Source organism: Sutcliffiella sp. NC1 (assembly GCF_027594365.1).
Taxonomy (GTDB): domain Bacteria; phylum Bacillota; class Bacilli; order Bacillales; family Bacillaceae_I; genus Sutcliffiella; species Sutcliffiella cohnii.
Window position 1 is genome coordinate 2,480,281 of record NZ_CP115153.1, and the last position, 12,394, is coordinate 2,492,674.

General features: G+C 33.6%; 12 protein-coding genes and 1 other RNA gene. 9 read left to right on the forward strand and 4 right to left on the reverse strand.

The window, feature by feature from the left end; genetic code table 11:
* The first annotated feature begins 76 nt into the window (after window positions 1-76).
* From gpsB to O1A01_RS12940, 7 genes are all read left to right on the forward strand, one after another.
* Window positions 77-376, forward strand: coding sequence for a cell division regulator GpsB (gene gpsB, locus O1A01_RS12910; RefSeq protein WP_066414314.1), 300 nt, complete (start codon window positions 77-79; stop codon window positions 374-376).
* A gap of 64 nt (window positions 377-440) precedes the next feature.
* An RNA gene (rnpB, locus tag O1A01_RS12915) (RNase P RNA component class B) lies at window positions 441-834 on the forward strand.
* 133 nt (window positions 835-967) lie between these two features.
* A complete protein-coding gene (locus O1A01_RS12920) occupies window positions 968-2,119 on the forward strand; it encodes a THUMP domain-containing class I SAM-dependent RNA methyltransferase (protein ID WP_066414294.1) in 1,152 nt (383 codons plus the stop codon).
* Between the two features lie 399 nt (window positions 2,120-2,518).
* Window positions 2,519-3,478: a DUF6612 family protein gene (locus O1A01_RS12925; RefSeq protein ID WP_066414291.1), complete on the forward strand. Its 960-nt coding sequence runs from the start codon at window positions 2,519-2,521 to the stop codon at window positions 3,476-3,478.
* Window positions 3,479-3,729: 251 nt separating this feature from the next.
* Window positions 3,730-3,921, forward strand: a complete 192-nt coding sequence (locus O1A01_RS12930; protein ID WP_066414289.1) for a hypothetical protein — start codon at window positions 3,730-3,732, stop codon at window positions 3,919-3,921.
* 131 nt (window positions 3,922-4,052) lie between these two features.
* Window positions 4,053-5,972: an ATP-dependent DNA helicase gene (locus O1A01_RS12935; protein ID WP_066414287.1), complete on the forward strand. Its 1,920-nt coding sequence runs from the start codon at window positions 4,053-4,055 to the stop codon at window positions 5,970-5,972.
* A 135-nt stretch (window positions 5,973-6,107) separates the two neighbouring features.
* Window positions 6,108-7,622: a carboxypeptidase M32 gene (locus O1A01_RS12940; protein ID WP_270064304.1), complete on the forward strand. Its 1,515-nt coding sequence runs from the start codon at window positions 6,108-6,110 to the stop codon at window positions 7,620-7,622.
* A 46-nt stretch (window positions 7,623-7,668) separates the two neighbouring features.
* On the opposite strand, the gene O1A01_RS12945 is transcribed toward O1A01_RS12940, so the two are convergent.
* From O1A01_RS12945 to O1A01_RS12955, 3 genes are read right to left on the reverse strand one after another with little or no spacing between them, the layout of a single operon-like run.
* Window positions 7,669-9,312, reverse strand: coding sequence for a b(o/a)3-type cytochrome-c oxidase subunit 1 (locus tag O1A01_RS12945; protein WP_066414285.1), 1,644 nt, complete (start codon window positions 9,310-9,312; stop codon window positions 7,669-7,671).
* Window positions 9,302-9,781, reverse strand: coding sequence for a cytochrome c oxidase subunit II (locus O1A01_RS12950; protein WP_066414281.1), 480 nt, complete (start codon window positions 9,779-9,781; stop codon window positions 9,302-9,304). The genes O1A01_RS12945 and O1A01_RS12950 overlap by 11 nt, the downstream gene beginning before the upstream one ends.
* 16 nt (window positions 9,782-9,797) lie before the next feature.
* Entirely contained in the window at window positions 9,798-9,947 is a 150-nt protein-coding gene (locus O1A01_RS12955; protein WP_066414278.1) for a cytochrome c oxidase subunit 2A, read from the reverse strand.
* Window positions 9,948-10,250: 303 nt separating this feature from the next.
* On the opposite strand from O1A01_RS12955, the gene O1A01_RS12960 reads away from it, so the two are divergent.
* Window positions 10,251-11,015, forward strand: a complete 765-nt coding sequence (locus O1A01_RS12960; RefSeq protein ID WP_066414269.1) for a class I SAM-dependent methyltransferase — start codon at window positions 10,251-10,253, stop codon at window positions 11,013-11,015.
* A gap of 121 nt (window positions 11,016-11,136) precedes the next feature.
* Here the strand turns inward: O1A01_RS12960 and O1A01_RS12965 are convergent, their stop codons facing one another.
* Window positions 11,137-11,592: a chemotaxis protein CheX gene (locus O1A01_RS12965; RefSeq protein WP_066414266.1), complete on the reverse strand. Its 456-nt coding sequence runs from the start codon at window positions 11,590-11,592 to the stop codon at window positions 11,137-11,139.
* A 240-nt stretch (window positions 11,593-11,832) separates the two neighbouring features.
* Between O1A01_RS12965 and O1A01_RS12970 the strand changes: the two genes are divergently transcribed.
* Entirely contained in the window at window positions 11,833-12,372 is a 540-nt protein-coding gene (locus tag O1A01_RS12970) for a GNAT family N-acetyltransferase (protein ID WP_066414264.1), read from the forward strand.
* The last annotated feature ends 22 nt before the right edge of the window (window positions 12,373-12,394 follow it).

The window sequence follows — 12,394 nt, forward strand, 5'->3', positions numbered from 1 at the left end:
CAAAAGAAATTGACAAGATGGACTTTTTTTGAAAGAATATAGTAGAGAAAATGTGCATGTTACTGAGGTGAATATAATGCTATCAGATAAAATAAAATTGACGGCAAAAGAAATATTGGAAAAAGAATTTAAAGCAGGAATGCGTGGTTATAAACCAGAAGAAGTGGACAAATTTTTAGATACAATAATAAAAGACTATGAAACATTTTATTATGAGTATGAATTACTTCAACAAGAAAATGCGAAACTTAAAAAACAGCTAGAGGAATCTAGCAAAAAACCTGCTACAAGTTCTGCAGGATCTACTAATTTTGATATTTTGCGAAGACTTTCTAATTTAGAGAAACATGTGTTCGGAAGTAAATTATACGACTGAACCAAAATTTTACAGTTGATTCTGTTGTTTAAAATTGATATACTATCCTTTGTTGACATCAATAACAGTTGGGTAACCGCTATAGTATATACTATAGAGGAAAGTCCATGCTCGCACAGGCTGAGATGCCTGTAGTGTTCGTGCCTAGCGAAAAAATAAGCTAGGGTAGTTCGGTATTACACTGGACTAACGGCAGGGAAAACACCTAAGTCGCTTGCGATATGGTGTGAATACCTTGAAAGTGCCACAGTGACGTAGTCCAATTAGAAATAATTGGAGTGGAACGCGGTAAACCCCTCGAGCGAGAAACCCAAACAATGGTAGGGGCACCTTCTCAAAGGAAATTGAACGAAGAGAAGGACAGATCATTGTACATGAATCTGTAGACAGATGGTTACCACCGGAGTACAAGGAGCAATCCGTTTGTAGTACGAAGGAACAGAACATGGCTTACAAACTGTTGTTGGTTTGAATGTCACAACTACTATAAAATTTTGAGAGGTCCTCCTGCAATATGTTAGGAGGACTTTTGTTTTTTATGTAAAAAGGATAGGCTATACATAAAGTGAATTCAAGAATAGGGTGAGATTTATGAGTAAATATACAATAATCGCAACTGCTGCAATGGGACTAGAAGCATTAGTTGCTCAAGAAGTAAGAAATTTAGGTTATGAATGTCAAGTTGATAACGGAAAAGTGATTTTTAAAGGCGACGAGCTGGCAATTGCAAGAGCAAATTTATGGCTAAGAACAGCTGATAGAATAAAAATTCAAGTAGCTCAATTTAAAGCTTATACGTTTGAAGAACTTTTTCAAGGTGTTAAAAAAATTGCTTGGGGAGATTTTCTCCCAAAAGATGCGGAGTTTCCGGTAATCGGTAAATCTGTAAAGTCTAAGTTAGCAAGCGTTCCGGATTGTCAATCAATCGTAAAGAAAGCAGTAGTTGAAAAACTAAAAGAGCATTATCGCATTTCGACATCTTGGTTAGAGGAAACTGGGGATCTTTATCGTATTGAAGTAGCTCTACTAAAAGATGTTGCCACCATAACACTAGATGCGAGTGGAGCTGGATTACATAAGAGAGGATACCGTACGGATCAAGGTGAAGCACCATTAAAAGAAACATTAGCAGCAGCATTAATAATGTTAACAAATTGGACTGCAGATAAACCGTTTGTTGACCCTTTCTGTGGTTCTGGAACTATTCCAATTGAAGCAGCCTTAATAGGTCAAAATATCGCTCCTGGGTTTAACCGTGATTTTGTTTCAGAAAAATGGAATTGGATTGGTAGCGATGTTTGGGATAAAGCTCGAGAAGAAGTGGAAGATAGGGCTAACTATGACCAACCGTTAGATATTTCCGGACATGATATTGATCATAGAATGATAAACATTGCAAAAGAAAATGCGTTTGAGGCTGGATTAGGAGAAATAATTTCGTTTAAGCAAATGCAAGTTGTTGACTTTACAACTAACAAACAATTTGGAGTAATAGTAGGTAATCCACCTTATGGAGAACGTTTAGGAGAAAAGAAACAAGTAGAAGAAATGTACAAGCAAATGGGACAAGCATTTCAACCATATGAAGATACATGGTCTATCTATATGTTAACTTCTCATGAAGGCTTTGAAGAATTGTACGGTAGACAGGCTACAAAAAAAAGAAAACTATTTAACGGGTTTATCCGTACGGATCTTTATCAATATTGGGCAAAGCAAAAGCCGAAGCGATTAAATAAATAATCAAATTAAAGATACTAGTGAACAGAGGGAACACCTTTTGTCCACTAGTTTTTTTAGTTATTAAGTCATAAATTATAAACAACAATAATGGTTATTTATTCCTATTTTTAAAGAAAATATAACTTTTTGAATACATTTTTATTTTTGTATCGTACTATTAGATGGGGCAAGAAAGCCATCTCTTTTTAAGTGAACACTTAAAAGGAGCGGCTTTGTTAAAAAATGGTGTGGATTTTTTACAATACAAAGATGAACAGAAGATGGTAACCATTATCTGGGGAATAGGGGAAAAGTTTGAATATAGTAGTGTTCTCCAATAAGTATCCATTTCTTAATGTAGAAATCAACATTATCATTTAACATAGCCAAATAGTAAATAGAGAATAAGGAGAGGATTGTGTGAAGAAACAATTATTAAAATTATTTACGGTGGTATTTATGGTACTTCTGTTAGCAGCGTGTGGGAGTAGTACAGAAACTGTTAATAAAAATGAAGATGTCTCATTACCACCAGAAGAGGAAAAAGTTGATGCAAGTGAACCAGCTGATGAAATAGAAGAAGAGCCTGCATTGACAGCTGAACAAGTTTTAGAAAAAACGACAGAGGCAACAGCTGAACTTAAAAGTTATTCTATGGATATGAATATTAATCAAAAAATCACATTAAACGATGAAGAACCGATTGAAATGAAAACTACAAGTAAATCGGATCTAACGTTAAGTCCATTAGCAATGTACCAATCAACGAAGATGAACGATCCTACTATGGGTATTGAAATGGAGTCTGAAACATATTTCACAGAAGAAGGGTTTTTTACTTATGATCCAACGTTTGGAGAGTGGTATAAGTTTCCTTCAGAATTCACAGCAGAACTAATTGAATTAACTGAAATGCAACAGCAAAACCCTGCAGAACAGTTAGAAATTTTGAAAAGTTTTTCTGATGAACTATCCATGACAGAAGAAGGAAATGAGTACATTTTAACGTTTGAAGGAAATGGTGACCAATACGAGGAATTAATTAATGCTACTATTCCTATGATGGGCGACGATATGGGTGAAATGTTAGAAGAAGTATTATCAATGATGAAAATTAATCATATTAGCTACAAAATTCATGTAGATAAAGAGACGTTAGTCCAAACAAAGATGTTTATTACAATGGACATGGAAATGGAAATTGAAGGTGAAGTAATGAGCATGTATCAAGAAATGGATATGTCCCTTTATAACTACAATGAAATTGACGAAATTGTAATTCCTCAAGAAGTATTAGATAATGCACAAGAATTTTCTTTCGATGACTTTGAAGACCTTGATTTTGACTTCGAATATGAAGAAGAAGAAGAGGAAAACTAAATAAAAGATAAAAAGCACTCTTGCATGAAGAGTGCTTTTTTTTTTTTTGGAATAAAAGAAAGTAAAGCGCATAAACTAATACTAGAAAAAAATAAATATAATGTAACTAACCATGAGCTGAGAAACCGTGCTGATGGTATTTATTTTTTACATTTTCATTTTCCCCACCATTTAATCCTTTGCAAAACTGCTTCGTTGTAATGGGATAATTAGTATGGACTAAAAATCAATGATAGGAAAGGAGAAATGTTATGACATTACAAATGAAGGATTTTTTGAAAATATCAAAGGCATTAGAAAATAGTTTTCAAAGCTTAAAAACAGAGTTTAGTTCAGAAGAATTATGTATGGAAAAACTAAAAAAAGCGAAAGAAGAATATCAAAAAGCTATCTTACACGCAACTATTAAAGATCAAAAAATAGTAAAATTTTTAAATGACTAAAAAAAATTCCTGGAAAACAGGGATTTTTTTTATAGTGGCGAAAAAGTAAGAGTACAAATAATACTTGACAATAAACTAACCTTTCCTTAATAATGTTGAAATGTCTTACTTTTTTCGGAGGTATATTATTAATGAATAACCGTTTACCTTTTACGATGAATAAAGGAGAATCATTCTTTGATAAATTAAATGAGTGGATCGGTGATGTGTTTTATGACATCCTTCCTGAAGCAGGGTTTGAACTACGCGATGAACAAATTTTCATGGCCTTTCAACTAGAACGAGCATACAAAGAAAAACAGGTAATATTTGCCGAAGCTGGTGTAGGGACTGGAAAAACAATCGTGTATTTACTATATGCTATTTGCTACGCCCGCTATATCGGTAAACCCGCAGTAATCGCTTGTGCAGACGAAACGTTAATAGAACAACTTGTCAAAAAAGGTGGAGATATTGAAAAGATTTCAAAAGTTCTCGATATTACTGTTGATGTAAGAACTGCCAAATCACCGGATCAATACATATGTTTAAATAAGCTAGATCGTGCCATGACTTTTGAGAACAATGAAAAAATTGATGTTGTGTATGATACGCTCCCAGCGTTTGTGAACAAACATGAAACGATGCAAACATTCTTTCCTTACGGGGATCGAAAAGATCATGCTGAATTAAATGATGAAGAGTGGAATTTAATTGGGTGGGATAGTTTTCAAGATTGTTTTAGTTGTGCAAAGCGTCATCGATGTGGACAAACATTATCCCGTGAACATTATCGAAAAGCCGCGGATATTATAATTTGTTCACACGACTTTTATATGGAACATGTATGGACAGTTGAGAAGAGAAAGAGAGAAGGTCAACTACCATTATTACCTGAAGCGTCTTCGGTTGTTTTTGATGAAGGACATTTGCTAGAATTTGCTGCTCAAAAAGCTTTAACATATAAAATGAAAAATCAAACAGTGGAAGAGTTGTTAACTCGATTATTAGGGAATGATCTTCGAGAAGAATTTTCTTTACTAGTTGAAGATACGTTAGATGTTAATGAACACTTCTTTGAAAAATTAGAGCAAAGTTTGTATGAAGTATCTGGTTCGGAGAGGAAAGATGTAAAGCAATCAGCGGAGCTTACCAGTGCAATCGAACAACTATTAAGCAAGATTGAACAAATTGGAAATGAGTTAGTTTATGAAGGTGAATTGCATACAATTGATCATTATCAACTGCATATCGTCGAGGAATATTTAGACTCTATTGAATTTTTATTAAAATTATTGCTGACAAAAGATGATGTAATATTTTGGGCTGAACAATCAAATCAAGATACAACATTAGTAGTAATGCCAAAAACAGTAGAATCTGTATTAAAGGAAAATGTATTTTCAAAAAATATACCTTTTATCTTTTCTTCTGCAACACTTTCAGAGAACAATACCTTTGATTACATTTCACAGTCATTAGGAATTGAAAAGGCTCTATCCTTTACTATTGCTTCACCATTTGATTACGAGGAAAATATGACGATTTATTTAGAGAAAGTTTCAGATGATATCGCTACTAAATTTGAAAAAACAATGGAAGCTATTGCACGAACAGAAGGTAGAGCAATTATACTGTTTGCTACACGCGAAGAATTACTTGCATTCAAAGAAAAGACTAATCAATCGGACTATACTTATTTCTTTGAAGGTGATGCAGAAATAAGTGAACTAGTTTCTAAATTTCAAAACGAGGAAAACAGCGTATTATGCGCTTATCATCTATGGGAAGGCTTAGACGTTCCAGGGAAGAGTTTAAGTAACGTAATAATATGGTCATTACCTTTCCCACCAAATGACCCTGTATTCGCTGCAAAAAGAAAAGGGCTAAACAATCCATATATGGACTTAGATGTTCCTTACATGTTACTTCGATTACGCCAAGGGATAGGTCGTTTAATAAGAACTAGCGAAGATAAAGGAGAAGTAACAATTCTTCTCTCACAAGAAATAGATCCATCCGTATTAGAAAAGATAGAGGTAATATTACCAACTAACCCAACCTATAAATAAAACAAAAAACCATCAAAGCAGTTAAACACTTCAATAACTAGCAATGATGGTTTTTAACTATATAATTTTTTCCAAATAGTTGATAAATTAAGAGAATGTTTGTATCCTATAATAAAGCAATGAAGGGGGAAAATAATGGATATTCAAACGATAGAAAAAGATTACTTACAATTAATGAAAAAAATAGAAAGCTATAACGAAGCTATTTCACTTATGTTTTGGGATATGCGCACTGGTGCACCAAAAAAAGGGTTAGAACAGCGTTCCGAAGTAATAGGGATGTTATCATCAGACGTTTTCAAATTAACAACATCTGAAGAAATGCTAGAGTATATCACTCAATTAACGCAACCTGAAATATATAATCAATTAAATGAAATTACACAAAAATCTATAGATGAAACAAAAAAAAATTACGAGAAAAATAGTAAAATCCCTCAAGAAGAATACAAAGAATATGTAATTCTAAGTTCAAAGTCAGAAGCGGTATGGGAAGAAGCAAAAGCAAATGACGATTTTTTCATGTTACAACCATATTTAGAAAAGCTCGTTTCTTTTAATAAGAAATTTATTGAATATTGGGGATACGATGGTAATAAATATGACACTTTATTAGATATGTATGAACCAGGTATGACGGTTGACAAATTAGATGAAGTATTTAATCAACTGAAAGAACGAATAGTTCCACTCGTAAAGCAAATTCAAGAATCCAACTACAACCCTGACGACTCAGTGTTATTTTTTTCGTTTCCAAAAGAAAATCAGCACAGCTTTAGCTTAGATATACTAAAAGAGTTGGAGTATGATTTTTCAGCTGGTAGATTAGACGAAACGGTGCATCCATTCGCAATAGGGATTAATCCAGGTGATGTCCGTGTCACTACCAAATACGATGAAGAAGATTTTCGCTCTGCCATATTTGGTACGATTCACGAATGTGGACACGCTCTTTATGAACAAAACATTTCATCCGATTTAATTGGAACAGGATTAGCTTCTGGAACGTCCATGGGAATACATGAATCTCAATCATTATTTTATGAAAATTTTGTTGGGCGTAACTATTCATTTTGGAAAAGGCACTATAATAAATTAAACGAATATGCGACTGGAGCTTTTCAAAATGTTTCGTTAGATGACTTTTATGGTGCTATTAACGTTGCGAAACCATCGTTAATCCGAATTGAAGCAGATGAGTTAACATATGCTCTTCATATCATTATTCGCTATGAATTAGAAAAAGCTCTCTTTAATGATGAATTAGAAGTAAAAGATTTGCCAAATGCTTGGAATGAAAAATACGAACAATACTTAAATATTACACCACCAAATAATGCGAAAGGTGTACTTCAAGATGTTCATTGGTCTGGAGGTAGTTTTGGTTACTTTCCTTCTTATGCATTAGGTTATATGTACGCTGCTCAGTTTTTTAACACGATGAAAAAAGATATTCCAAATTTTGACCAATTACTAGAAAATGGGGAACTTAAGGTTATAAAGCAATGGTTGGCTGATCACATTCATCAATACGGTAAGATGAAGAAACCACTTGAAATCGTGAAAGATGTCACAGGAGAAGAATTAAACGTTCAATACTTAATTGATTACTTAGAAAATAAATATCGTACTATTTATAAATTAGTATAATTAAAGAGGCTAAACATTATCGTTTAGCCTCTTTTTTTATAAAGCATTACCAAAATTTAAATCCTTTGGATCCAGGAGGAGCGTTTTGTATCATATCGATAAAAGGTACAGTATAGGCAAATAAAATTAACGCAATTGTTACACCTATCCATAGCTTCCAATTTTCGAAAATAGCTGGTGTTTTTTCAGCTTGCTCAGCAGTTTCGCCAATTGGGAAATCCGTTTCTCCTTTAGGAGCAAAGAAGGAAAGGTTTATGACAATAATTAATATTAGGATGATGCCTAAAAAGAGAATAGAACCTCCGATTGCTTGGAACATTTGGTATGGAATCCATTCTAAAGCTTGTGGAGCATCACCATAAGTAGAGAAGGATGAACGTCTTGGAGCACCAAGTAATCCAGCAGCATGCATAGCGCTAGACATAAAGAACATACCAACTGACCATACGATTGTTTGAACAATTGCTAATTTGTTCATCGCTTTTGTCATTACTCGTCCTGTTAGATGAGGGATGAGCCAATATGCAATACCGAAAAATGTTAAAATGACAGATGTTGCTAACGTTAAATGGAAATGTCCAGTTACCCAAATTGTATTATGAACAACTTGGTTTAGTTGGTGACTTGCGTTTACTAATCCACCCGCACCAGCTGGAATGAAAAATAGCATCCCAACAAACGGAGCAAAAAACCGTGCATCTCCCCAAGGTAGCTTTTTAAACCAACCGAAAAGTCCGGTTGCACCTTTAGAACGACCGTATAATTCAAAAGTTGCGAATAGAGAAAACGCAGTCATTAATGATGGAATGACAACCATAAAAGTTAAAGCTACTTGTATAAATTTCCACGTTGGATCAATCCCAGGTTCTGTTAATTGGTGATGGAATCCAACCGGAATGGAAAATAGTAAGAAAAGTATAAATGACAGTCTTGCCAATGCGTCTGAAAATATTTTTCCACCAATAATCTTTGGAATAATAACATACCAAACCATGTAAGCAGGTAATAACCAAAAATATACTAACGGATGACCAAAATACCAAAATAACGTTCTACTTACTAATACGTCTATCGTGTCTACAAAGCCTAAAGACCACGGTAAGAACTGAACTAACATAGCAGCAGCTACACCTAACGTAGCTACAAGCCACATAACCATATTAATAATAACCATGAAGCTTAATAAAGGAGTTACTTTTCCTTTGTTTGTTTTTTTCCATTTAGAGTAATGTGTAAACATTCCAAAGCCACTAACCCAGCTACCAACTACGACTAAAGTTAAACCAATATAAAAGCCAGGATGAGCTTGTAGTGGGGCATAAAATGTATAAAGAACACTAGCTTCATTTAAAAGGATAAAAGTTGCAGTAATAGCTGTTCCAATCGTCATTAGCCAAAAGCCAATCCAACCAGCTTTTCTTACACCACTGGATAATGTACCAGCAGTTCGACTTAACCCAGCAAATTGAAAGCCTATGATGAAAAAGGTTGTTAAAACAAGGGCTAATAAAACTCCATGTACAGTAAGAATTTGATAATAGCCAATATTTCCTGGAAGTTGAAATTCCCCTGTTCGAACTAACACTTGTAGTAATCCTGCCAGACCACCTAATAATAATGCGATAAAAGCGACATACAAGTGAGCCATAGCTAATTTTCCATCTTTACGGTCTACTTTATTACTCCACATTTTTAATCACCTCGAAAGTTGACGTCATCATGTGATGACCGACACCACAATATTCATTGCATAACACTAAAAATTCACCTTCGCGATTAAACTGAGCTGTAAGTGTACTGACGTAACCTGGTTCAACCATCATATTGATATTTGTACCAGGTACTTGGAAACCGTGGATTACATCTACTGTTGTAACACTAATATGAACAGTAGCTCCAAGTGGAATCTGTACATGACTCGGTTCATAATGAAAAGCAGAAGCAACCATCGTTAATTCATATTCATTTTCCCCAACTTGCTTTAAGCCAGGTTCATTAAAAGGAGGAGTTTCTGCCACTTTTTCTGGATCAATCGTAACTAAACAACTAGGTGGTTGATTTCCTAAGTAAAAGGCACTTACACCAATGGTTGATAAAAAAACTAACAATGTAGCAATACCAAAAATTAACCAAATTTTTTCAAACTTATGGATGTGCATATCCATTCACCTTCCCTTATATACGACTTAAAAATAAAAAGTAAACGCCAAACCAAGTAATAATTAAGAAACCACCAAGGATAAACACGGAAACTAAAGTTCCTCTTAAGTTAGATGGTTTTTCCGTCTTCACAACCGTCTTTTTTACTAGTTCAGGTTTCGCCATCTTTCAATCTCCTTTCTGTCATTAATTGCTGCTTACTCTCATCATACAAAATCAAATTGCAAATGATAGCGCTTTTTCTTATGTTCACAAATGGTTCATTCTTAATGTTTACACTATAAAAATAGGGGAAAATTGATAGGTAAATAATAGTGACTAGTTTCACAGTTTGAGGAATGTGAAAAAAGTGTGAAAAATAAAATGATTATTCCTAAGCGAGGTACAATATGTATTCATGTATGCTAATCTAGTAATATGCTACGTAAAATATCACAAAGCAGCATTTTAATAATAGAGGTGAAAAACATGTTTAGTTTTTATAGTAAGTTGTCTTCGGAAGTGTATGACATCGATAAGCCAGTTGGACATTCTTTTGGTGATATCGAATATTACATGGATCGGCTTAAAAATTGTAATGGGAAAATATTAGAGCCAGCAACAGGAACAGGGAGAATACTTATACCACTTTTACAACAAGGCTTTAAAGTGGAAGGGTTTGATGTTTCGGAAGAGATGCTTTCCATTTGTCAAAAGAATTGCGAGGAAAACGGGGTTTCTACTAAATTATTTATTGATAGGATGGAATCTTTTACATCGGATTCCAAGTATGAAGCAATTATCGTTCCGACAGGTACTTTTTTGTTGTTGTTTGAACGAGAAGAATCATTAAGAGCTTTGAAAAACTTTTACAATCATTTACAGAATAACGGAAAATTAATAATAGATATACATCTTCCAGATAATCTGTCACTCAATGATAGCAGCGAACGATATTGGGAATTAAGTAACGGAGAAATTATTACTTTAAGATATAATACCGTGAAAATTGATTATGTTAAGCAATATAGCATATCGCATGGTAGATATGAAAAGTGGAGAAATGGGAAACTAATTCAAACAGAATTAGAACAGTTTCCGATTAGATGGTACGGGGTAGAGGAATTTAAGATGATTTTAGAAAAAGTTGGATTCGAAGATATTGTTATTTCAGCTAACTATAAGTATGGAAAATACCCAACTAATAATGAGGATACTATTACGTTTGAAGCAACTGTAAAAAAATTATTTTAAATATAATGAACAAAACAAAGGTGTTCGCAATAAGTTAAACGAATGCCTTTGTAGCGTACTATGTACATAACAATACATCTTTTAAAAGGAAATGATCCCTAATTATTATTGGGTTCTTTCATCAAGATGCTTTTAACCCTAATAAAATATCCATTTTGCCATAATCTTGGACATATATAGAAGTGATAACAGTCTCAGAATGTAGATAATACTCTTTCTGTTCACTTAAAACATTAGGTGGAGTAATATCTGTTTTAATTCCAATTTCCGAAATTTGCATTGTTAAATTTCCAACAATCATATTTCCTAGTTCTCCAGTGAATGATAGTAACATCTCACCTTCTACCTCCATACCAAACAACATCCCAGCTAGCTTTTGAAATACTGTACTTTCTCCTTGAATAATTAATTGTGCATGAATATCGCCAATTAACGTAATTAATACACCTAATGAAATATCAGTCGTTTCTTGTATATAAAGCTTTGGCTCTGCATAGCTAATGGAGGCTGGAATAATCGCTTTAACGGATTCTATAGCTCCTGTAATTACATGCTGAATTGATAAATCTAATGACATTTAAACCACACTCCAACTACATTTAATTATCCTAACATAAAGTAAATTAAGACTATATTAGGGATGAGAGATAAAGACCGAACTTCCTCATTTAGTTAAACTTTCTTTCATTATCATAAATATCAGATTATTTTTCAACAAATTTCTACAAAAAACACTATTAAAAAACACGTTTTAGTTGAAAATTAATGTTAGTTATTTTATAGTTTCCCTTTAAAAGAATTTTGAGGAGTGTTCATCATGTCACAACTAACAATGAAATTTACTGCAAAAGATGAATCTGAAGTAGTTTTAAGGCCTATAACTTTACAAGACGCAGAAGATATCGTTACAGCTGTAACGTCTATAATAGAAGCGGGAGAATATATTCAAAAAGATGTACCTCGGACTGTTGAAGAAGAAAGACAATTTATCCAAAGTATGATGGATAATGAAAATATGTATATGGGTGTGGAGCGAGAAGGAAAAGTAATTGGTATCGCACGAATTATTAGAGGAGATATAAAAATGAAGCGTCATACTGGGTTGTTTAGAACTTGGATTATAGAGGACGCTCAAGGTCTAGGAATTGGCAAAAAAATAATGGAGTACACGAATGCTTGGTGTAAACAGTATAAGTTACGAAAATTATGTTTAACGGTTTTCTCTACGAATAAACCAGCCTATAAATTATACGAACGCTATGGCTTTGTTGAAGAAGGAGTACAAAAGGAACAAGCATACATTAACGGCCAATATGTAGATGAAATATTAATGGCCCAATTTTACTCAGACAAATAAAATAAAAATAAATTTCCATAAA